Raw genomic sequence first — 21,649 nt, forward strand, 5'->3', positions numbered from 1 at the left:
ATTTCAAAAATCCGCGCCATTCTAACAGCACAATGTAAAAAGGGAAACGTTTGCGTAAGGAATTTTGCATAATATTTGTAATAAAAAATAATAAACTCGGTAAACGATTTCAATGCTAGTGAATTATTTTCATATAACTTAATTTTTTAATGAAAAAGTATGTATAATTAGAAGGTTTGATTAATGTATCTGGAGTCAGAAATGAAAGTTGTTGAAGTAAAACACCCGCTAATAAAACATAAAATTGGTTTAATGCGCGAAGGCGAGATCAGTACTAAACGTTTTCGTGAATTAGCAACGGAAGTAGGTAGCCTACTTACTTATGAAGCAACATCAGATTTTGAAACAGAAAAAGTAACTATCAACGGCTGGAATGGCCCTGTTGAAGTTGACCAAATTAAAGGTAAAAAAGTAACTGTTGTTCCAATTCTTCGTGCTGGTCTTGGTATGATGGATGGTGTTCTTGAGCATATCCCAAGCGCACGTATCAGTGTTGTTGGTATTTACCGTGACGAAGAAACACTAGAACCTGTACCATACTTCAACAAATTGGCTTCTAACATCGATGAGCGTATTGCTCTTGTTGTTGACCCAATGCTAGCTACTGGCGGTTCTATGATTGCAACTCTGGATCTTCTTAAAGAGAAAGGTTGTAAGCACTTTAAAGTTCTTGTGCTTGTTGCTGCTCCAGAAGGTATTGAAGCATTAGAAAAAGCGCACCCAGATGTAGAGCTTTACACAGCAGCTATTGATGAGAAGCTAAATGACAAAGGTTACATCGTACCTGGTCTAGGCGATGCTGGTGATAAGATCTTTGGTACTAAATAATTTAGTTTAGAAACCAGAAAGAAGAATTAAAAAAAGCTTGATGTGTTAATCATCAAGCTTTTTTATTATCTAGACCCTAGACCCTAGACCCTAGACCCTAGACCCTAGACCCTAGACCCTAGACCCTAGACCCTAGACCCTAGACCCTTAATCTATTTATCTTCTTCCATTTGTGCATTATCAACAACGTGGCTTTCACCTAAGTCATTTGGAAGAATTAAATTCAGAGTAATAGCAACGATACCGCAAAGACTTACACCTTGAAGGTTGAAGTCACCAATACCTACCGCCATACCACCAATACCGAAAACAAGCGTTACGCCAACAATCGTAAGGTTACGAGCCTTATGCAAGTCAACTTGGTTTTTAATCAACGTATTTAGACCTACTGTCGCAATAGAACCAAATAATAAAATCATAATACCGCCCATTACCGGAACTGGAATGGTTTGTAGTATTGCACCTAATTTACCAACTAACGCAAGAACAATGGCACACACAGCAGCCCATGTCATGATTACAGGGTTAAAAGCTTTAGTCAGCATTACAGCACCCGTTACTTCACTGTATGTTGTATTTGGTGGTGCACCAATGAAAGAAGCGGCCATTGTTGCAATACCGTCACCTGTGATAGTGCGGTGCAATCCTGGTTTTTTAAGGTAATCTTTTCCTGTCACGTTTGAAATTGCAAGCATGTCACCTACGTGTTCAACGGCAGGTGCGATTGCAACTGGGATCATAAATAGAATTGCATTAATGTTGAATTCAGGGAAAGTGAAGTTTGGTAGTGCAAACCAAGCGGCTTGATGAACTGGGGTAAAATCAACAACACCAAACATAAGGCTAAGAGAGTAGCCAACTACGATGCCAGATAAAATTGGAAGAAGCTTAAAGAATCCTTTTGAAAAAACACTAACAGCAATCGTAGTAAATAGTGAAGCCGCAGCAATCCACATCGCTAATTGACCATCAACAAGTTGATAAGCGCCATCGCCTGTTTTACCTAGTGCCATATTTACAGCTGTTGGTGCTAATCCTAAACCAATTACCATAATAACTGGGCCAACGACAACTGGTGGTAATAATTTATGGATAAAAGCCACACCTCTTACTTTAATTACAGCGCCCAAAGCAACATAAACTAAACCAGCGACCATTAGGCCACCCATTGTAGCTGGGATCCCCCATGTTTGGGTTCCGTAGATAATTGGAGCGATAAAAGCAAAGGAAGAAGCGAGGAAGATAGGAACAGAGCGACGTGTAACTAATTGAAAGAGTAGGGTACCGACACCAGCACCAAATAGAGCAACATTGGGATCTAGGCCAGTAAGGAGGGGGACAAGCACAAGTGCACCAAATGCAACAAATAGCATTTGAAATCCCTGAAATAAATTATAAAGCATTTCCATTTCCAGTAGTGAATTTGAGGGATTCTATCATTATTAGAAACAAAAATATCTTGATTTCGGTCGTGAAAAAATAAAACTTTTTATAAAAGTTGCTCTCTAATGGTATGAAATTTAGATCTTGGTCAACTCAATTCCTTGCTGAATAAAAGGATAGCCCTTATTATCGGCGGTAAATTATAAAAGTAATTATAGGTTGTTTGATGTTACGTATTTTGTGTTTATTAATGTGTATGGTTGCAGGACCGGTTTTTGCTCAACAGCAAAACGATCTTTATCATACTGAAGTGCAATTAACAGGATCTGATAAAGCAGAAAATATTGCTAAACAAGAAGGTTTAGTGAATGTGCTTATCAAGGTATCAGGGCAAACTGATATTGCTCAAAATGAGGTGATAAAAAAAGCGCTAGCACAAAGTGATCGCTACGTAACACAAATGAGCTTTGTTGAATATGACGATGCACCTCGTGCAATGAAGCTTGGTTATAATTCAAAAATGGTACTTAACCTACTGACTCAATCTGAGCAAAGTATTTGGGAAACGCCTCGTAAGTCAGTATTGGTTTGGATTGTTAATGAATATAACTATCAAAGAAGCATTATTTGGGAACAATCAAATAATTCGTTAATTACACGAATTAAAGAAGCGGCAAATGAGCGTGGATTGCCTGTTATGTTCCCTGTTGGTGATTTTGATGATGTAACATCAATTGAAATTCCAGACTTATGGGGTAATTTCAAAAAGCCAATTGCAGATGCAAGTGAACGTTATAACCCTCAAGCTATTCTTGTGGTAAAAGTGCGTGGTAATAGTTCATCTTGGACACTGTTTGATACGACACCACAGTATTTGCCTACGACATCAACAAAACCGTTAGAAGGTCGAGAATCTGGAGCGGTTCAACTTGCTGATATGGTAAATAATGTCAGTGATTACTTTGCTAAGAAATACACCAAAAATTTAGGTGCTGTAGTTAGTCAGTCTGAAATGATCTCAATTGAAGGAATTCATTCAACACGAGCGTTTTTTACGATTGAAAAACAACTTAAGCAATTAAATTCTGTAGCAAGTGTTCAAGTTGATACGATTCAAGGCAATAAAGTGACTTACACGCTAAACTTACTCGGTGATTCTGAGCAATTTAATCAAGAGTTACTAAGTAAAAATAAAGCGCTTTCTCTTATCCCTGAAGTAATTGAAGAAGATAAAGCGATTGAAAATGCAGAGCTTGATGTTAATGATGCTGCAATAGAGCAAGTTACTCCTGTTGCTGAAGAGCAAACAATGGAAGAGCCTATTATTGAAGAATCTGAAACAACTGAACAATCAGAAGAAACAATGCCTGTTATTCATGCTTATCAGTTGAGCAGCAAATAATATTGATGATAAAAAAGGTGACTGCATAGTCACCTTTTTTTCTTTCTTTATCTCTGATCACTTACTGTGATTGGTATTATTCTGTGAACTTTTCTTTTTCTAGCTTTTCGACTTCAGATAAACGTTTAAGCTTTAATCCTAATTCTTTGCCTCTTAGACGAGCGTAGTAAATATTGCCTAAGAAGGCGCCTGTGGTTAAAACCAATTCAATAGCCGCTAGGTAGCGTTCCCCTTCGTCTAACCATAAGATTGTTAACGCATGCAGGAAGTAGAACATTAAAATAAAGTTCGCCCAAGCATGTGTGTATGGCTTTCCTTCAATGATTCCTTTTAATGGAAATAGCATGGGAATGACCCAAGCAATCGTAACGCTATATGAGTTAATTAAAGGGTGCGGTGAAAGTAGACTATGCCAAAGGATAATAAAGCCAAGTAGAGATAAATTACAAAATAAAGCAAGTAAACGGTAGCGCTTAGTCTCTGCGCTCATTGTAACTGATTCCATGTTCATTCCTTGTTTTTATGCAACCTAAGTAAGTGTGTGGCTACTTACTTAGGTTGGTATTCCTTATAAAATCTCTAGCACTTGCTCTGGTGGGCGTCCAATTCTTGCTTGGCTGTTGTTGGTAACAATTGGACGTTCAATGAGTTTCGGTGTTGCCACCATAGCTTCGAATAATTGCTCATCAGTAATCGATGCTTCAGCTAAACCTTGCTCTTTGTATTCCGCTTCTTTTGTACGCATCATATCGCGAACAGAACTAAAACCTAGTTGGGCGAAAATCGTTTTTAATGTATCGATATTTGGTGTTTCATCTAAGTATTTTACGATTTCTGGTGTAACCCCTTTTTCTTCTAGAAGAGATAAGGTTTCGCGGCTTTTTGAGCAACGAGGGTTATGATAAATAACAACAGACATATACTTTCCTTTCTATTATAAGGCGCTAAAACGCTCTCTTGATAAACGAAGCTGATCGATTCTTGCGTCGTATCTAGCTTGATCTAAACTACCATATTCAACCAGTTGACTGGCTTGAGTATAATTATTTAATGCTTTGTTCCACATCCCTTTTAAAGCGTACACTTCAGCACGAGCTGCAAGCTCACCATCAGAGCTACCATCGTCATGGTAAGCCTTCGCAAGGAGTTGCCATCCAGTGGGGTCATCTGGGTGATCGTGTGTATAGCGTTGTAATACACGCACTGCCTCAGAAGGTTTATTAGACTCTGTTAATGCATGTGCATAATTAATGGTGAGTACTGGATTATTAGGAAGTTGTACCAACCCATCTTTTAAACGTTTTAGTGCTTGTGCATTTTTCTTCGTATACAGATCTAAGTCTGTTGCTGCATCAATATAAAACGTATTCAACGGGTCGTTTTTTAATAATTTATTTATTAATGGTTGTGCTTTATCGTATTGCTTTGAATCGATATAAACCAAGGCTTTTCCATATTCTAATGCTTGTTTTATATCGGTATTATGTGTTTTAGATTTTCTAGAGAACCAATCTAAGGCTGCACTGCTATCAATACCTGCAAATCGGGCAACAATACGTGAACGAGCAAGGTGGTAACGCAATGAGGTATTCACTCGTTTCATTGGATATTGTTGCGCTCTTTCTCGACTATCGGTAATTCGAGAGGTTGGCAATGGGTGAGTTAATAACATTGCTGGAGGCGTACTTGCGTAGCGATATTGGTCGGCTAAACGAGAAAAAAATCGAGGCATAGCAGAGACGTCAAATCCTGATTTTGCAAGCGTATCAATACCAAATCGGTCCGCTTCTTTTTCGTTGCTTCGAGTGTAGTTTATTGAGCTTTGCATCGCTCCAGCTGTGGTGGCGTGAATAGCTGCAATCCCTGCTTCAGGTGCGGCAATAGCAAGTAATAATGAACCAACTAGAGCGGCGACGGTGGCTGGAGAGCGACGTGCCTGTTCTTCCATACTACGAGCTAAGTGGCGTTGAGTAATGTGTGCAATTTCGTGAGCAACAACAGAAGCTAATTCACTTTCTGATTGGGCATGCAAAAATAACCCAGAATGAAGAGCGACATAACCACCAAAGAAGGCAAACGCATTAATTTCTCTGTTATTAATTAAAAAGAAGTGAAAAGGCGTTTTTACATCATTGGCATTAGCGACTAATCGATGGCCTAAGTCTTGTACATATTCGGCTAAAACTGGGTCGTTAATAACAGGTTGGCTTGCTCGTAGCATACGCATATAAGCATCACCATAGATTAACTCTTGATCTATGGTTAAGGTGGAAGCCGCTGTTGTACCAATATCAGGTAAATTTAAATCATTTTTTGCAAAACTCGGAACAGAGCTTGTTAGTAATGATGCAATAAGTAACCCATTGGCCAGTTTTTTTAGTTTGAACATGTATTTTTAACAAATCCTTTTAATAACACTTTGCTATTAATTGATGATAACGTAAACCTGTCGAATAAGAGTATCAAAATTAAAATAGGTTTCTTTTTTGTATTAATTATGTGATTTATACTCTTAAATGAAATCTATCATATATATAGAGTTGTGGAATGGAAACCCAAAGCCTTGATTTAACCCAACATCGATGCCCAATGTCGTTACTTTTGGCTAAAAGAGCAAGTCAGGCTTTGGTGACTAATGAAATCTTACAAATTAAAGTCGTCGACAAAGCTTCTCTAGTCGATATGATTGCTTATTTTGAACGCCAATTATTTGAAGTTCGCCTAGAGCATGCAGATGCTTATTCGTTTTTAACCGTAATTAAAAAGTAGAAATTGTTATGTTAGATATGGTTACCCAGTGGTATAAGCGCCGCTTTTCAGATCCTCATGCCGTTAGTTTGGCTGCTATTCTTATTGTTGGCTTTATTACCATTTACTTTTTTGGTCACTTAATTGCGCCATTGTTAGTTGCCATAGTATTGGCGTATTTATTAGAGTGGCCTGTTGCTAAACTAACTCGCATTGGTTTACCAAGAGTACTCTCAGTAATGTTGGTTATTATCTTGTTTATTAGTCTTATGTTATTGGCCGTTTTCGGTTTAGTTCCGACTATTTGGACGCAAGTAGGTAATTTAATTAATGATGTGCCATCCATGTTTAATGGTTTAAATAGTTTCTTATCAAGTTTACCTGAGCGTTACCCTGAATTTATTCAACCTCAATCAATCGAGACTCTATTAGAAACAATACGAGTTAAAGTACTTGGAATGGGAGAGAGCATAGTCAAAGGCTCGCTATCATCATTAGTAAGTTTAGCAGCGCTTGGTGTTTACCTTATTCTTGTACCACTGTTAGTGTTTTTCTTATTAAAAGATAAAGATGAGATGGTTGGCACTATGAGTAATCTTTTACCTAAAAATCGTCGTCTGGCGACGAAAGTGTGGTTGGAGATGAATGAACAAATAAGTAATTACATTCGAGGTAAAGTCGTCGAAATTTTAATTGTAGGTACTGTTAGCTATTTAACCTTCTTTATTATGGATTTACGTTACGCCTTATTACTAGCCGTAATGGTGGGTTTTTCTGTGCTTATTCCTTATATTGGCGCAGCGGCGGTAACGGTTCCTATTGCGATTGTTGCCTTGTTCCAATGGGGGTTAACGCCAGCTTTTTATTGGTTATTGTTAGCTTATACCATCATTCAGGCTCTGGATGGTAATGTATTGGTTCCTGTTTTATTTTCTGAAGCGGTTAATTTACATCCTGTGGCGATTATTGTTTCTGTTTTAGTCTTTGGTGGGTTATGGGGTTTTTGGGGCGTGTTTTTTGCAATTCCATTAGCAACATTAGTGAAAGCGGTGTGGAAAGCGCTTCCTGCAACAGAAATAGAAGCGAATTATTAATACGGCAATAAAAAAGGCGATACACGTGGTATCGCCTTTAATTTTTATAAGTTCAAATTATTTATTATTCAAATAATCTAATACTACTTCATGGTGATCTTTGGTTTTAAATTTAGTGAAAACGTGCTCAATAACACCTTCTTCATTAATTAGAAAACTGATGCGATGTAAACCATCGTACACTTTACCCATGAATTTTTTCTCACCCCAAACACCAAATGCATCTGCTGCCGCATGATCTTCATCTGATAGTAAAGTGAAGTTCAAATTATCACGCTCGATAAATTTACCAAGACGTTTTACAGCGTCAATACTGACACCAAGTGTAACTACGTTATGGGCTTCAAGTTCTGATTTAATATCACGAAGACCTTGAGCTTGAACGGTACATCCTGGCGTCATCGCTTTAGGGTAAAAGTAAAACAGTACTTTCTTACCTTTAAAATCAGAAATCGAGACGCTTTCTCCATTTTGATCTAAAAGCGATACATTGGGTGCAGTTGAGCCTGCTGCTAATGGTGTGATCATTCTCTTTCCTTTTATGGGTTTATACCAATCCACATAGCTAGTTGCTCATTCTTGCTTGTTCAACTATTTATCCGGAATGGTATTAGGTCTATTTGCCTTTAATTTTTATAGAAATTGATTTTACCACTGACATTTAATGAAGCGCATAAGGATTCAAATTCTTCTTGAATCTCAATGATATGGCATTCTTTAAATATTTCGGCCGTAATTTGGATCTGAAATGTATTTTGATCTTCTGATTTTTTTAATGTTTGAGCGCTAAGAGTTTTTAAATCGATATCTCGATTAGCAAGAAAATCGGTGAATTTTTCAGTCAGTCCAGGACGGTCTTCTGATTCAATAAATGCATCAATGGTGTAAAAGATGTCTTTCTCTTGATGAGGTGAAGTACGTTTCATCATGGTAATTAGATCATGCTGTTGACCTAATAGTGGTAATGTATTTTCAATTCGAGAGATAGCGTTTGCTGTGCCTGACAACAACATGATTAATGTGAACTCATTACCAAATGAGGCGATACGGCTATCTACTATATTGCAGCTTGACTCAGTGACAAGGCGAGTCACCTTATTCGATATACCCGGTCTGTCTGTTCCGACCGCAGTAATTACAAGGTATTGAGACATAAAAAACTCGTTGTTGAAAAAGATATCTACATACTAACACGCAAGTGATTGTGTGATAAGCAAGCAATAGTGAACAATCGTCAAAAAAAAGACTCTACAACATAGGCTCTAATGTAATATCCTTGAGTTATATAGATTGAATGGTTCTGCTCATTGTGTAAGAAGATGAAAACCAAATAACACATCATGATCAAGGATGATGATTCTTTACGATGAAGTTAATTGAGTAACAGAACCAATATTGTAGCAGCAGATAGAAAGGGAGAAGGATATGTTCTCAGGTAGCATTGTCGCTTTAGTTACACCATTGGATACTGATGGTGAAGTAGATTACACCAGTTTAAAAAGCCTAGTTGATTACCACATTAAAGCGGGCACAAATGGCATTGTGGCTGTTGGTACAACAGGGGAATCAGCGACATTAAGTGTAGAAGAGCATGTCAAATTAGTAATGAAGACCCTTGAGTTCGCTGATGGTCAAATTCCTGTAATAGCAGGTACAGGAGCTAATGCAACTCATGAAGCCGTAACGTTCAGTAAACTTTTCCATGATTCTGGTGTTGCTGGTTGTTTAAGTGTAACGCCTTATTACAATAAACCAACTCAAGAAGGCTTGTTTCAGCACTATAAAGCGATTTCTGAAGCAACAGATATCCCTCAAATTCTTTATAATGTACCAGGACGTACTGCAGTAGACCTTCTTCCTGAAACGGTTGCTCGTCTTGCTGAGCTTGATAACATTGTTGCATTAAAAGATGCGACAGGTGATTTAGATCGCGTGGCGATTACTCGTGAACTTTGTGGTGAAAACTTTATCCAACTAAGTGGTGATGATGCTACTGCGCTTGATTTTGTTAAATTGGGTGGCCATGGTGTTATCTCTGTAACGTCAAACATTGCAGCAAAAGACATGGCGACCATGTTTGCTTTAGCTGCTCAAGGTAAGTTTGAAGAAGCTGAAATCATTAACCAACGTTTAATGCCGTTACATAATGATTTATTTGTTGAAGCTAACCCAATTCCGGTTAAATGGGCGGCACATCGTTTAGGTATGATTACTCATTCGGATATTCGTTTACCATTAACGGAATTAAGTCTGTCAGCACAGCCAACGGTAGAGCAAGCGCTGAAAAGTGCGGGTTTGTTGAAGTAGTAGGATAGAAAATGAAAGTGAACACTCGCTTTGTTGTTGGATCATTAATGATTGCTGTTTTATCGGCATGTTCAAGTAGTCCAACAGAGCGTCGCCAAGCTAAACAAGACTTCAAGTATCTAGAGACAACCCCTTTAGTTGAGTGGAAAGAACCTGCAGATGCTAAACCTGAGTTCTACCCTCAATATGATATTCCTAAGGGGGAGTTTACAGGTGGTATCGGTAAAGAAGTGGATATTCGTCCTCCTCAACAAGTACTTGAACTGATCCCTGGTGCTCGTATTGAAGAGCAGAATGGAGAAGTCACGGTTTGGCTTGTTAAGCAAGAAGATGTTGATAAGCTTTGGCAAACGGTATTAACTTTAATGAAGAAGAAAGATATCGGTATTGTTAAAGAAGAGCCCTCAGAAATTGAGACTGATTGGTTAAAATGGAGCTCAGAAGATGAAGATCATGAGTTCGGTGCTCGTTATCAAATTAGCAAGCTAAATCAAAATAATCGTGCAGGCTTTCAAATCTTATTAATTGATTGGCAAGTAGATGGTAATCAAGCCGAAGTGACACCTGCAAACAAAGCGCGTTATAACATTTTAATGACGAATTTAGTGACGTCAGCTTATGATGAGCAGTTACGTGAAGAAGCTCGTATCCGTGCAGAAGAGTTAGTTAAGCGTATTCCTATTTCTATGGGACAAGATAGAAGTGGACTGCCAGTTATCATTGCTCGTGCACCATACAATATTTTCTGGGAACGCTTAGGCGAGTTATTGCCTATGATGGGACTAGCAATAGAAGACAGAAACCGCTCTCAAGGTACAATCGAAGTTAAGTACAAAGAACCTGATGATGAATTCTGGGAAGAGATCGGTACTAAACCACTGTCTTTTGATGGCCGTACTTATAACTTATTACTTGGCGACTTAGGCAACAGAACATCAATTAACGTAACAGATGCCGGTGGTAAACCTGTTGACGAAGATACGTTAGATTCATTAGTTCCTGTGTTAGCGGCGATGATTGAAAAATCAAACAACGCCCCTAAGACTGAGCAAGATGAAGAATAAGCTAAAATAAGATGAAGAAAGACGCTCGTTATTGAGCGTCTTTTTTTTGTTCTGAACTTTCTGTTTTATCTACTGTGTTTTGTTTTTCAGCGTCAATATCATCTTGTTCTTGAAGGTTTTTCATTTTTTTTGATTGACCAAACTTCATATTGGCCGTTGCTTTTAATGCAGCAAGATTACCAATAACAACACTTACAACAATGATGATGATGACCCAAGGGTTCATTAACCATTCCATATTTACTCCTTGTCTATGTTTGTTATATAGCGAACAAATAATGTATCTATGTGTTTAATGATGGTCTCTTTCCCAGCCAGATCAACCCCCTCCCATGCTTTAAGTAACATTTCAGGTGTTAATTGTGACATATATTCACTGCTATTTTGTTGATAGCTGATGTGCCAAGGTTCAATGGCAACCCCTTTTTTATCGGTTTTATATGGAAAGAAAAACCCAAATTTTGGGGCGTTTTTATTTAACCATGAACTGAATTCTGCTTGATGCCCTGTGTTGTATTCCCATGGTTCAAGTTGTAATTGTGTATCTTCGGGTAAGGTATTTGATGCATAAACATCAAGTTCTGTTCCCCAGTGGTGACGACTCGCACCTGGAAGGGCTGACCATCGCATAATGGCGTGAATTTTTTCGAGATCATTGAGAGTGTTAGGGTCAAGCTCTTGCCCGTTATCATCTAAAATAGGACGAATGCCTAAAAATTTATTATTCCAAATGAGAAGTTGACGTTCAAAGTCACGGAAGCTGCTTGCAATAGTTAGAGTGAACCCTGCTTGATGCGCCGCATCTGATAAGGCTTTAAATGGAAGAATACAATCGTGGTGAAGCTGACGATGTGGTGATAGCTTTGACAAGTGTTGAAATGATTGACCAGTAAGTTCTTGATATGTCATAGGGCACCAATTAAAGATGAGAGAACAAAAGCTCTCTCATCATAACCCTAATTTATCCTTATGCTAGTAGATTATTTAGGACTTCTTGATACATATCAGTCAGTTTTTCTAAATCTTCTACATTTACGCACTCGTTTACCTTATGAATGGTCGCATTAACTGGGCCAAGCTCTATAACTTGGGAACCCATTTGAGCAATAAAACGCCCATCTGACGTTCCACCCGTCGTTAATAGTTGTGGTTTTTGTTGATTAACCGTATCGACAGCATTAACAACGGCTGTTAATAAATCGCCAGTATCAGTTAGGAAAGGGAGACCATTGATAATCCAGTCTAAGTCGTATTCTAAATCATGCTTATCTAAAATTTCGACGACACGTTGTTGTAGCTCATCGACTGTTGATTCGGTGCTGAATCTAAAGTTAAACATGATCTCGACTGTGCCAGGAATAACGTTTGAAGCGCCTGTGCCACCATTCATATTTGGGATTTGAAAGCTTGTTGGTGGAAAATAATCATTGCCATTGTCCCAAACGGTCGTTGCTAGCTCTGACAGAGCGGGCATCGCTTGGTGAATTGGATTGCGAGCTATATGCGGATAAGCAACATGCCCTTGAATACCTTTAACGGTTAAATTACCTGTTAATGATCCTCTACGCCCATTTTTAACCACATCACCAACATGAGAGGTACTTGATGGTTCACCTACGATACACATATCAATGATTTCGTTACGTTCTTGCAGGGTATCTACAACACGAGTCGTGCCATTAATAAATGGACCTTCTTCATCGGATGTGATTAAAAATGAAATTGAACCTTTGTGATTCGGGTGCTCTGCGACGAAACGCTCAACGGCAACCACCATACAAGCTAAAGAGCCCTTCATATCTGCTGCTCCACGAGCGTAGAGCATTCCGTCAATGATTGTTGGTTCAAATGGATTGGTATTCCAATGCGTTAAATCACCTGTAGGAACAACATCCGTATGTCCTGCAAAAGTAAATAATGGTGCTTCATTGCCTCGACGAGCCCAAAAGTTGGTTGTATCTTCAAACACCATAATTTCAATGGTAAAACCAAGAGCTTCTAGTCGTTTAATCATTAGCTCTTGGCAACCTGCATCTTCAGGTGTGATGGATTGGCGGCTTAGTAAATCTTTAGCAAGAGCTAATGTTGGTGTATCAGACATTCTGTATTCCTTTACTTCTTTTTTATTAATGGCATTAGATATCAAACAAGGTCTCGTATTGAGCTGGCTTAAAGCCTAAGTGGTATTCATTATTATGAATAAGTACAGGGCGTTTAATCATAGCTGGCATTTCTAGCAATAATTCGATTGCTGTTTCTTCATTTAGAGATGCTTTTTGTTCATCAGTTAGTTGGCGATACGTGGTACCACGTTTATTTAATACATTTTCCCAACCAAGTTGTTTTACGAATGTAGTTACCATCTCTTTATCAATACCATCAGTACGATAATCGTGATAAGTAAAGTTAATGTTATTTGCTTCAAGCCATTTTTTGCATTTCTTGATGGTGTCGCAGTTTTTAATTCCGTAGATTGTAGTCATGACTTTCTTCATTTTTAGTTATGTTATTAATTATTGTCTAGTTATAACGATTATTGAACAAATACGCCAGTCTTGAAGGTTATTTAGTAATCTGTTGATTATTATTTGAAGTGACTCGCCATTCTTTTCGGGCAAATATTAAAGAGGCGGAATAACACATACACTTCTGATTCAACCCAATATTGAAAGGAGGCTATATGGGAAATGCAGTGAAAGTGGGGGATATTGGTAGTGATCATGACGGTTTTCATCCAACTCCAGTTTTAGCTGGCTCTGGGACAGTAAAAGTGGATGGAATTCCAGCAGCAAGGCAAGGAGATCCTCTTGCTCCTCACTCTAAACCTAAACATCCACCTCATCCAAGATCCATTTCTGCCGGTTCAAGTTCTGTATTTATTGATGGAAAGCCTGCAGCAAGAGATGGCGATGCCATTGGGTGTGGTGGCACACTAAAAGGTGGTGGTACGGTTAATATTGGATAATGCTTTAGAGAATATCGCCGATCTTATTGTGAAAATTAATTACAAAAAATACGATTTTATGACCCATTTACATAAATATGAGATTATTTTCGTAATTAGTTGATCAATCTCAACATCATTTTTATTGAATGATTAATAATTACTCTTATTAATTCAGGAGGTATCAATGGAGTTGAATCCAGTGTTTGCCAGACGCTTATATTTGGCGTTATTGGTACATAATATAGAAAGGCCGAATGTTCCTAAACTTGTAGAGTTAACTGGTTGGCCTCGTCGTACTATTCAAGATGTATTGAAGGCTTTACCTGGCATTGGGATTGAATTGATGTTTATTCAAGATGGCCGTCGTCATAATGATGGTTATTACCGTCTTTCAGATTGGGGGCCTTATGATCCTGAGTGGGTATGTTCTCGAGAAGATGAAATTGCATCAACATTGCACCATTAAAAATATGTGCTTCTTTAATGTGCAGATAAAATAAAACGCCAACGTAAAAGTTGGCGTTTTTTGTTTGTAAAATGAAGTGATTAATTAACCCGAGTTAAGAGTTATTAAGGTTAAAAGTTATTAAGGGCAAATATAAGCAGAGCCAAACATAGTTACTGATGTATTAAATGGCGACGGTGTGTGAATCACTATGCTGTTTGCACCTAAAGCTTGAGCTTCATTTTTAATGTCATTAATTGCACCAATGGTTAGATCTTTATTCGTAATAAAGAAGAAGGTATACCAATGGCCCTCACTTCCTGTCACAGTGCCAACCTCTTGGCACCCCTCTACGACACTATCATTATAATATAAGTTGATAGCACTTGATTCAGGCGTCATTGGTTCTGTTGTTAATGCACAACCATTTAGTACCAATAGAAATAGGAGTGAATAAAACGTTTTTTTCATATTACGAATCTAAATAGAGTAGTGTGGCTGCAACACGTGATTTTACGTTTAATTTTTTCAATAAACTTTTCATGTGCACTTTTACGGTCGCTTCAGAAATAAACAGTTGATCTGCAACTTGTTTATTTCTCATGCCTTTTGCAACATGTTGTAATATTTCTAGTTCACGAGCCGTTAATTGAGATAATTTGTCGTCGCCTTGAGCGTCTTCTTCTAAACACGCTTTAACTTGTTCAGAGTAGGCTTTGCCGCCTTTCATCGCTTCTTTTAACAATGCGATTAGTTCATCTGGTTCACTGTCTTTTAATAGATAACCATCAGCGCCAGCTTTAATTAATGTTTTGATGTCCTGTTTATTGTCTGACACGGTTAAAATGACAATCGGGCAGGTTACCCCTTCATTTCTTAGCGCATGTAACGTATCTAAACCTGACATGCCTTTCATATTTAGATCAAGAAGAACAAGGTCTGGTTCATCTTGTGAAATCAGAGCTACAGCATCAGTGCCATTACTTGCTTCGCCAGTGAGTGTGAATTCTTCATCAAAAGAAAGAAGTTGGCCAATACCACGACGCATTAACGGATGATCATCAACGATAACGACATTCCACATAATTTTTTACCTCTATTATTTTATTGGTTTAGTGGAAACATAACGTTCACTGTACAACCGTTGTCTATTTCTGAAGTTATGGATAGCTTACCATGAACGCAGTTTGCACGTTCTTGCATGATCCTTAATCCATAATGATTTATTTTTTCTTCTGTAGGATCAAATCCTACGCCATCGTCCTCAATGTTAATACAGCCTTGCTCACCTTCTTGAAAACACGTAATGATAATATTATCAGCTTTTGAGTGTTTGATGGCATTTAATGTCGCTTCTCTTATCAATTGTAGTAAATGAACATGTTGTTGAGCATTTATAGGTAAAGAAGGAAGCTCGTTATTTAAATGAATATTTATCTTAGTTTGTGAGGCTAAGGTTGTCATGATTTCTTGTAAGGCCTCACCAAAGTGAGCTTTATTAATGGTTAATCTAAATGTGTTTAATAGGCCTCGCAATTGACTATATGCACTTTTAAGGCCTTCATCCAATTCCACTAGTGTAGTACTTGTATTTATACAATCACACTTTTCTAACTGGCGCTTTAATAGGGTTGTCTGAATCTTCAAATAAGAAAGAGACTGAGCTAAAGAGTCATGAAGTTCACGAGCTATCGTTGAGCGTTCTTCTAATAAAATGAGTTGGTGTGTTTGTTTTTGTGCTTGGTTATAGAAAATACCACGTGCCAGAATATTTGAAATATTGATGATTAATTTCTGATCAGGGCAAGGCAATGACACTTGCCATAATAAGTATCCTAATTGTTCACCATCAATACATAACTCCTGAAGACTCCATGGGGATTCGTCAGGTTCACCGCTTGTTATCTCCCAATCGCCACCGGATTCCTCTTCAACAATCAGACGAGCACTGATAACCCCTTCAATATTCGTAAAGGTATCAAGAATGTTTTTAAACGCTTGTTCATCTAATTGTGATGCCGAGAGTTGTTGAGAGCATTGATACAAGATCATTAATGAGCGATTGGCTTGGCTGAGTTTTTTGGTTTTATCTTCAACTCGATTTTCTAATTCGCGATAGCTCAAATCGACTTGTCTTGTCATGTGATTAAATGCATTCCCTAACTGACCTAATTCATTATCACTATTTAAATCCACCTGAACTGAATAGTTTCCTTTTGTCATGGCATGACTTGCCGCAACTAGGTGATGTAATGGACTCACGATTTTTCTTTGAGTGAAAAAAATAATGAAAACACTTGAGAAGACAATCAGTGATAAGCCAAGAGCACCAATAAGAGAAAGTAATTGAAGCTTCCTTTCTGAAAATTCTTGTAAACGAAAAACAAAATGATCAATTTCATCAACGAAAAGGGAGACTTTGTTTAAATAAATCTGTTTGTTGTCGCTTAATAATGATGGCTGTAAGGAAAGCCATTGTAGTCGGATGTCTTCGTAATAATCTTCAATATCATCAGGAACGAACCATTGGTCTAGTGACTTAAACGAAGGTGATTCTATCGATTGTGAAAATTTATCTAAATGTTTAATCAGTTCTGGAGAGTCTGTTTCAATATCATAGGCTAGACGGTAGCTTTGCATACGTAATGAGCCAGCAATATTGACCGCTTCTGCATCTTTTAAGCTAGAGGAAAGTGTAATTAAGGCTAAGCTCGTTGTAATTATGGAGATCATAACAATCAACAACATCACTTGAGCAATGGTCTTTGTTAAGATTGAGGTCTTGGTATGTTTCATGTTTGTTAATTGTGACCTATGATTAAAAGAAGCAAATGGGATCTATTTTGTTGTTTTTATTTATTTTAAAAATTGATCTAAAACAAAATTTACCTATGTTTAACCATTATGGGGTATATCAATAAATATGACAAAATTTAAAATTCAACATATAAAAATGTTAATGAATAACTGAGGTTATGAATAGATGAGTCAAGATAATGCAATTGACCATTCTAAGCGAGGATTTTTTCGCCGTTTATCTTCTCAAAAAAAAATAAATCCGTTAACACAACAGCGATTGCCTTGGGTAGAAAATGAATCAGTTTTTACGTCAAAGTGTACTCGATGTGAAAAGTGCATTAATGCATGTGAAGAAAATATTATTGTTAAAGGGGATGGTGGGTTTCCTATCGTCGATTTTACAAAAGGTGAATGTACTTTTTGTGAAGGCTGTGCAAATAGCTGTCCTGAAGCTTTATTTGATTTAACTGCTGAGCCTGTTTTCTCTCATAAAATATCTATAAATGAAAACTGTTTAGCGAAAAAATCTGTGGAATGTCGAAGTTGTAGCGATATGTGTGAAACACAAGCCATTCGTTTTCAACTTCAGTTGGGCAGCGTAGCTCAACCTAAAATTAATTTTGATGCCTGTAATGGATGTGGTGGCTGTGTTGCTGTTTGCCCTACATCTGCTATCAGCATGACACTGGAAGATAGCACATCATGTTAGAGAATTTGCCTGAAAATGAAGTTCATATTTCAAGCTTAGTGGTTCATGTAAGACCTGAGTCACTTGAAATAACAAAAGAAAAAATATTAGCACTGCCGAATACGGAAATATATGGAGAAAGTGAAGAGGGCAAGATTATTGTTGTTCTTGAAACTGAAAACCAAGGATATATCACCGATTCAATCGATAAAATAAATGACTTCGAAGACGTACTAAATGTCGCTTTAGTATTTCACCAAATCGAGCACTTTGATTCGCAATGTGAGGATGAATCATGAAAATGACAAGACGTGCGTTTGTTAAAGCAAACGCAGCAGCTTCGGCTGCAGCTGTTGCAGGGGTTACGCTACCTGCTTCAGCAACAAATTTAATCGTTAGTTCTGACCAAACAAAAATTAAATGGGATAAAGCGCCTTGTCGTTTTTGTGGTACAGGTTGTTCAGTACTTGTTGGTACTCAAAATGGTCGCGTAGTCGCGACTCAAGGTGATCCTGAAGCACCAGTAAACAAAGGTCTTAACTGTATTAAAGGTTATTTCCTTTCTAAGATTATGTATGGTAAAGATCGTGTTCAAACGCCAATGTTGCGTATGAAAGACGGCCAATATAACAAAGATGGTGACTTTGCTCCCGTATCTTGGGATGTTGCTCTAGATACCATGGCTGAAAAATGGAAAGCGGCTTTGAAAAAACATGGTCCAACAGGTGTTGGTATGTTTGGTTCTGGTCAGTGGACAGTAATGGAAGGCTATGCAGCGGTTAAGCTGATGAAAGCGGGTTTCCGTTCAAACAACATTGATCCAAATGCTCGTCACTGTATGGCATCTGCTGTAGGTGCATTTATGCGTACATTCGGTATCGATGAGCCTATGGGTTGTTATGATGATTTTGAAAACGCAGACTCGTTTGTTCTGTGGGGTTCAAACATGGCAGAAATGCACCCAGTATTATGGACTCGTATTTCAGATCGTCGTTTAAGCCATCCTCATGTAAAAGTTAATGTATTATCAACGTACTACCATCGTTCATTTGAATTAGCAGATAAAGGCTATATTTTTGAACCTCAATCTGACCTTGCTATTGCTAACTTCATTGCTAACTACATTATCCAAAATAATGCAGTTAACTGGGATTTCGTTAATAAACATACGAACTTCAAACAAGCGACGACGGATATTGGTTACGGTTTACGTGATGATGATCCTATTCAAATGGAAGCGGCAAACCCTAACTCAGGTGCAATGTCTTCAATTAGCTTTGAAGAGTATAAAAAATCAGTAGCTCCTTATACGGCACAAAAAGCATCTGAAATGTCAGGCGTATCGGAAGAGGATCTGATTACTCTAGCTAAACAATATGCAGATCCAAAAACAAAAGTAATGTCTTTATGGACAATGGGTATGAACCAACATACTCGTGGTGTTTGGATGAACAGCCTTGTTTATAACATTCACTTACTTACTGGTAAGATTGCAACTCCTGGTAACAGCCCATTCTCTCTTACAGGTCAACCATCTGCGTGTGGTACTGCTCGTGAAGTTGGTACGTTCTCGCATCGTCTACCTGCTGATATGGTGGTTGCTAACCCTAAACACCGTGCTATCTCTGAGAAAATTTGGAAACTACCTGAAGGTACTCTAAATGGTAAGCCTGGTGCTCATGCTGTAGTTCAAGATCGCATGCTAAAAGATGGCAAGATCAATGCTTACTGGGTTATGTGTAACAACAACATGCAAGCCGGTCCAAATATCAACACTGAACGTCTACCGGGTTATCGTAATCCTGAAAACTTCATTGTATGTTCAGACCCATACCCAACAGCAACTGCACAAGCGGCTGACTTGATTCTACCAACCGCAATGTGGGTAGAGAAAGAAGGTGCTTATGGTAACGCAGAGCGTCGTACTCAAGCTTGGTATCAACAAGTACAAGCAAAAGGCGAAGCAAAATCAGATTTATGGCAAATCATGGAGTTCTCAAAACGCTTCAAAGTTGAAGAAGTGTGGGGCGAAGAGCTAGTAGCAAAAGCGCCTGAATACCGTGGTAAAACAATGTATGACATTTTGTTCAAAAATGGTCAAGTTGATGCCTTCCCATTATCAGAAGCGCAAGAGCTTAATGATGATGCTAAAGCTCAAGGCTTCTATGTTCAAAAAGGTCTGTTTGAAGAATATGCAAGTTTCGGTCGTGGTCATGGACACGATTTAGCACCGTACGATACCTATCACACAGTTCGTGGTCTACGCTGGCCTGTTGTTGATGGTAAAGAAACGCTATGGCGCTTTAAAGAAGGTTCAGATCCATATGCGAAGAAAGGATCAGACTGGGATTTCTATGGTAAACCTGATGGTAAAGCCTTAATTATCTCTGCACCATATGAAGCGCCACCTGAAGTACCAAATGATGAGTTTGATATGTGGTTATGTACAGGTCGTGTTCTTGAGCACTGGCATACAGGTACCATGACTCGTCGTGTTCCTGAACTGTATAAAGCCGTTCCTGATGCGCTTTGTTATATCCATCCTGCAGATGCGAAAAAACGTAATTTACGTCGTGGAGATGAAGTTCTAATCTCAAACAAACGTGGTGAAGTACGAGTTCGTGTTGAAACTCGTGGCCGTAACCGTCCGCCAGAAGGATTGGTATTCGTACCATTCTTTGATGCTCGCATCTTAATTAACAAGTTGATTCTAGACGCAACTGATCCGCTATCTAAGCAGACAGACTTTAAGAAGTGTCCAGTTAAAATCACTAAAATTGCTTAATTAATAAATTGATGAGTTGCTAGTCTACTGGCTAGTGACTTGTTTTAGAGTTTGCCTTAAGGCGGAGAAATTAGAATGAAAAAGTTCATTATAGCGCTTATGTCAGCAGGACTATTGTTCACTGGCGCAGTACAAGCAGAAGCAGAACAAGGTTCTGAGCTGCATAATCCAGGTGGCATTGGTGGTGTTGAATCATTACGTGGTGCTTCAGAGTTAGAAACAACACGTCCAGCTGATGATTTTAAGCGTTTTCCACGTGATCACGCTTTAGATAGTGATTATGTATATCAACCACCTTTGGTTCCTCATACGATTCGTAACTATGAAGTATCGTTGAATGCCAATAAGTGTTTGTCTTGTCATAGTTGGAAAAATGCAAAAGAAATGGGGGCAACTAAGATTAGTGTGACTCATTACGTAAACCGTGAAGATGCAGTGCTTTCTGATGTATCTCCTCGTCGTTACTTCTGTCTACAATGTCACGTTCCTCAAGCGGATGCAAAACCACTAGTAGAGAACGAATTTGAACGTGTGGACTCATTGCGCTAGTCGATAGCCAATAAAGTTAAGAGAGGCTATACATGAAATTATTAAAAGCATTTTGGAAGCGTTTTTCGTCTCCTAGTAAAGCAGCAGTAGGCATTGTTCTATTTATGGGCTTTATGGGCGGCTTGCTTTTCTGGGGCGCATTTAACACGGGTATGGAAGCAACCAATACAGAAGAGTTTTGTTCTGGTTGTCACGCACCAATTGTTAAGGAAATCCAAGAGACGATTCACTATTCAAACCGTTCAGGTGTCCGTGCTATTTGTTCTGATTGTCACGTTCCGCATAACTGGACAGATAAGATTGTTCGTAAAGTACAGGCATCGAAAGAGTTATTTGCTCACTATGTGACGAAAACGATTGATACTGAAGAGAAATTTAAAGAACGTCGAGCTCACTTGGCTGAGCGCGAATGGCATCGAATGAAAGAGAATAATTCTCAAGAATGTCGTAATTGTCATGAGTTTGATTATATGGATTTCTCAGAGCAAGGCCCACGCAGTGCGAAACAACACTCAACGGCGTTAGCATCAGGTGAAAAAACGTGTGTAGATTGTCATAAAGGCATCGCACATAAATTACCTGATATGTCTGGTATTGAAGGTTGGTAAGG

26 protein-coding genes are annotated in these 21,649 nt (G+C 38.3%); 13 read left to right on the top strand and 13 right to left on the bottom strand.

Annotation, left to right across the window (positions count from 1 at the left end):
- Positions 1 to 201: 201 nt before the first annotated feature.
- Positions 202 to 828 (top strand): uracil phosphoribosyltransferase, encoded by a 627-nt coding sequence (gene upp / locus HC728_RS06425; protein WP_005420493.1) that lies wholly within the window; start codon positions 202 to 204, stop codon positions 826 to 828.
- 152 nt (positions 829 to 980) lie between these two features.
- Here the strand turns inward: upp and HC728_RS06430 are convergent, their stop codons facing one another.
- Positions 981 to 2,231, bottom strand: a complete 1,251-nt coding sequence (locus tag HC728_RS06430; RefSeq protein ID WP_072055121.1) for a uracil-xanthine permease family protein — start codon at positions 2,229 to 2,231, stop codon at positions 981 to 983.
- A 206-nt stretch (positions 2,232 to 2,437) separates the two neighbouring features.
- Between HC728_RS06430 and HC728_RS06435 the strand changes: the two genes are divergently transcribed.
- A complete protein-coding gene (locus HC728_RS06435; RefSeq protein WP_005420491.1) occupies positions 2,438 to 3,613 on the top strand; it encodes a DUF2066 domain-containing protein in 1,176 nt (391 codons plus the stop codon).
- 76 nt (positions 3,614 to 3,689) lie between these two features.
- Here the strand turns inward: HC728_RS06435 and HC728_RS06440 are convergent, their stop codons facing one another.
- The 3 genes from HC728_RS06440 to HC728_RS06450 form a co-directional block, all read right to left on the bottom strand.
- Positions 3,690 to 4,118, bottom strand: a complete 429-nt coding sequence (locus tag HC728_RS06440; protein WP_190395222.1) for a DUF2069 domain-containing protein — start codon at positions 4,116 to 4,118, stop codon at positions 3,690 to 3,692.
- Positions 4,119 to 4,181: 63 nt separating this feature from the next.
- The gene (arsC, locus tag HC728_RS06445; RefSeq protein WP_065604805.1) at positions 4,182 to 4,532 is read right to left on the bottom strand and encodes an arsenate reductase (glutaredoxin); all 351 of its coding nucleotides are present in this window, start codon (positions 4,530 to 4,532) and stop codon (positions 4,182 to 4,184) included.
- A gap of 15 nt (positions 4,533 to 4,547) precedes the next feature.
- On the bottom strand, positions 4,548 to 6,002 hold the full coding sequence (locus tag HC728_RS06450; RefSeq protein WP_065621960.1) for a M48 family metallopeptidase: 1,455 nt from the start codon (positions 6,000 to 6,002) through the stop codon (positions 4,548 to 4,550).
- Positions 6,003 to 6,160: 158 nt separating this feature from the next.
- Between HC728_RS06450 and HC728_RS06455 the strand changes: the two genes are divergently transcribed.
- Together HC728_RS06455 and HC728_RS06460 are read left to right on the top strand one after the other, a co-directional pair.
- Positions 6,161 to 6,382 carry a sulfurtransferase TusA family protein gene (locus HC728_RS06455; RefSeq protein ID WP_012533142.1) on the top strand — a complete coding sequence of 74 codons (222 nt, stop codon included), beginning with the start codon at positions 6,161 to 6,163 and terminating at the stop codon, positions 6,380 to 6,382.
- Positions 6,383 to 6,390: 8 nt separating this feature from the next.
- The gene (locus HC728_RS06460; RefSeq protein WP_190395223.1) at positions 6,391 to 7,455 is read left to right on the top strand and encodes an AI-2E family transporter; all 1,065 of its coding nucleotides are present in this window, start codon (positions 6,391 to 6,393) and stop codon (positions 7,453 to 7,455) included.
- A gap of 57 nt (positions 7,456 to 7,512) precedes the next feature.
- Here HC728_RS06460 and bcp read toward each other — a convergent pair whose 3' ends face one another.
- Positions 7,513 to 7,980 (bottom strand): thioredoxin-dependent thiol peroxidase, encoded by a 468-nt coding sequence (bcp, locus tag HC728_RS06465; protein ID WP_161484862.1) that lies wholly within the window; start codon positions 7,978 to 7,980, stop codon positions 7,513 to 7,515.
- 101 nt (positions 7,981 to 8,081) lie between these two features.
- A complete protein-coding gene (locus tag HC728_RS06470) occupies positions 8,082 to 8,609 on the bottom strand; it encodes a glycine cleavage system protein R (protein ID WP_065595200.1) in 528 nt (175 codons plus the stop codon).
- Between the two features lie 271 nt (positions 8,610 to 8,880).
- On the opposite strand from HC728_RS06470, the gene dapA reads away from it, so the two are divergent.
- Both dapA and bamC read left to right on the top strand, forming a co-directional pair.
- Positions 8,881 to 9,762 carry a 4-hydroxy-tetrahydrodipicolinate synthase gene (gene dapA, locus HC728_RS06475; protein ID WP_017020330.1) on the top strand — a complete coding sequence of 294 codons (882 nt, stop codon included), beginning with the start codon at positions 8,881 to 8,883 and terminating at the stop codon, positions 9,760 to 9,762.
- 11 nt (positions 9,763 to 9,773) lie between these two features.
- The gene (bamC, locus tag HC728_RS06480; protein ID WP_054775448.1) at positions 9,774 to 10,826 is read left to right on the top strand and encodes an outer membrane protein assembly factor BamC; all 1,053 of its coding nucleotides are present in this window, start codon (positions 9,774 to 9,776) and stop codon (positions 10,824 to 10,826) included.
- Positions 10,827 to 10,854: 28 nt separating this feature from the next.
- On the opposite strand, the gene HC728_RS06485 is transcribed toward bamC, so the two are convergent.
- Genes HC728_RS06485 through HC728_RS06500 form a run of 4 tightly spaced genes read right to left on the bottom strand, consistent with a single transcriptional unit; the run spans position 10,855 to position 13,309 of the window.
- Entirely contained in the window at positions 10,855 to 11,064 is a 210-nt protein-coding gene (locus HC728_RS06485) for a DUF2897 family protein (RefSeq protein ID WP_012534030.1), read from the bottom strand.
- A 2-nt stretch (positions 11,065 to 11,066) separates the two neighbouring features.
- Entirely contained in the window at positions 11,067 to 11,735 is a 669-nt protein-coding gene (locus HC728_RS06490; protein ID WP_012532882.1) for a M15 family metallopeptidase, read from the bottom strand.
- A gap of 58 nt (positions 11,736 to 11,793) precedes the next feature.
- Positions 11,794 to 12,927: a succinyl-diaminopimelate desuccinylase gene (gene dapE / locus HC728_RS06495; RefSeq protein ID WP_017020326.1), complete on the bottom strand. Its 1,134-nt coding sequence runs from the start codon at positions 12,925 to 12,927 to the stop codon at positions 11,794 to 11,796.
- Between the two features lie 34 nt (positions 12,928 to 12,961).
- A complete protein-coding gene (locus HC728_RS06500; RefSeq protein ID WP_012533673.1) occupies positions 12,962 to 13,309 on the bottom strand; it encodes an ArsC family reductase in 348 nt (115 codons plus the stop codon).
- A gap of 197 nt (positions 13,310 to 13,506) precedes the next feature.
- On the opposite strand from HC728_RS06500, the gene HC728_RS06505 reads away from it, so the two are divergent.
- Positions 13,507 to 13,791, top strand: coding sequence for a type VI secretion system PAAR protein (locus HC728_RS06505; RefSeq protein WP_005420470.1), 285 nt, complete (start codon positions 13,507 to 13,509; stop codon positions 13,789 to 13,791).
- A 166-nt stretch (positions 13,792 to 13,957) separates the two neighbouring features.
- A complete protein-coding gene (locus HC728_RS06510) occupies positions 13,958 to 14,239 on the top strand; it encodes a helix-turn-helix domain-containing protein (protein ID WP_005420468.1) in 282 nt (93 codons plus the stop codon).
- A 120-nt stretch (positions 14,240 to 14,359) separates the two neighbouring features.
- On the opposite strand, the gene HC728_RS06515 is transcribed toward HC728_RS06510, so the two are convergent.
- Genes HC728_RS06515 through narQ form a run of 3 tightly spaced genes read right to left on the bottom strand, consistent with a single transcriptional unit; the run spans position 14,360 to position 17,014 of the window.
- Positions 14,360 to 14,689 carry a DUF4156 domain-containing protein gene (locus HC728_RS06515; protein WP_017020324.1) on the bottom strand — a complete coding sequence of 110 codons (330 nt, stop codon included), beginning with the start codon at positions 14,687 to 14,689 and terminating at the stop codon, positions 14,360 to 14,362.
- Position 14,690: 1 nt separating this feature from the next.
- Positions 14,691 to 15,302, bottom strand: coding sequence for a response regulator (locus HC728_RS06520; RefSeq protein WP_005420464.1), 612 nt, complete (start codon positions 15,300 to 15,302; stop codon positions 14,691 to 14,693).
- A gap of 20 nt (positions 15,303 to 15,322) precedes the next feature.
- Positions 15,323 to 17,014: a nitrate/nitrite two-component system sensor histidine kinase NarQ gene (gene narQ / locus HC728_RS06525; protein WP_012533876.1), complete on the bottom strand. Its 1,692-nt coding sequence runs from the start codon at positions 17,012 to 17,014 to the stop codon at positions 15,323 to 15,325.
- Between the two features lie 187 nt (positions 17,015 to 17,201).
- Here narQ and napF point away from each other — a divergent pair, with 187 nt between their 5' ends.
- The 5 genes from napF (at position 17,202) to HC728_RS06550 (ending at position 21,647) form a co-directional block, all read left to right on the top strand.
- Positions 17,202 to 17,726, top strand: a complete 525-nt coding sequence (napF, locus tag HC728_RS06530; protein ID WP_005420459.1) for a ferredoxin-type protein NapF — start codon at positions 17,202 to 17,204, stop codon at positions 17,724 to 17,726.
- Positions 17,720 to 18,004 (top strand): chaperone NapD, encoded by a 285-nt coding sequence (locus HC728_RS06535; protein WP_005420454.1) that lies wholly within the window; start codon positions 17,720 to 17,722, stop codon positions 18,002 to 18,004. Before napF ends, HC728_RS06535 begins: the two co-directional genes overlap by 7 nt.
- On the top strand, positions 18,001 to 20,490 hold the full coding sequence (gene napA / locus HC728_RS06540) for a periplasmic nitrate reductase subunit alpha (protein WP_012532927.1): 2,490 nt from the start codon (positions 18,001 to 18,003) through the stop codon (positions 20,488 to 20,490). The genes HC728_RS06535 and napA overlap by 4 nt, the downstream gene beginning before the upstream one ends.
- A 75-nt stretch (positions 20,491 to 20,565) precedes the next feature.
- The gene (locus HC728_RS06545) at positions 20,566 to 21,039 is read left to right on the top strand and encodes a nitrate reductase cytochrome c-type subunit (protein WP_012533234.1); all 474 of its coding nucleotides are present in this window, start codon (positions 20,566 to 20,568) and stop codon (positions 21,037 to 21,039) included.
- 32 nt (positions 21,040 to 21,071) lie between these two features.
- Positions 21,072 to 21,647: a NapC/NirT family cytochrome c gene (locus tag HC728_RS06550; protein WP_005420448.1), complete on the top strand. Its 576-nt coding sequence runs from the start codon at positions 21,072 to 21,074 to the stop codon at positions 21,645 to 21,647.
- Positions 21,648 to 21,649 lie beyond the last annotated feature (2 nt).

Origin of the sequence: Aliivibrio sp. S10_S31, assembly GCF_014694495.1 — a bacterium.
In the GTDB taxonomy this organism is placed as follows: domain Bacteria; phylum Pseudomonadota; class Gammaproteobacteria; order Enterobacterales; family Vibrionaceae; genus Aliivibrio; species Aliivibrio fischeri.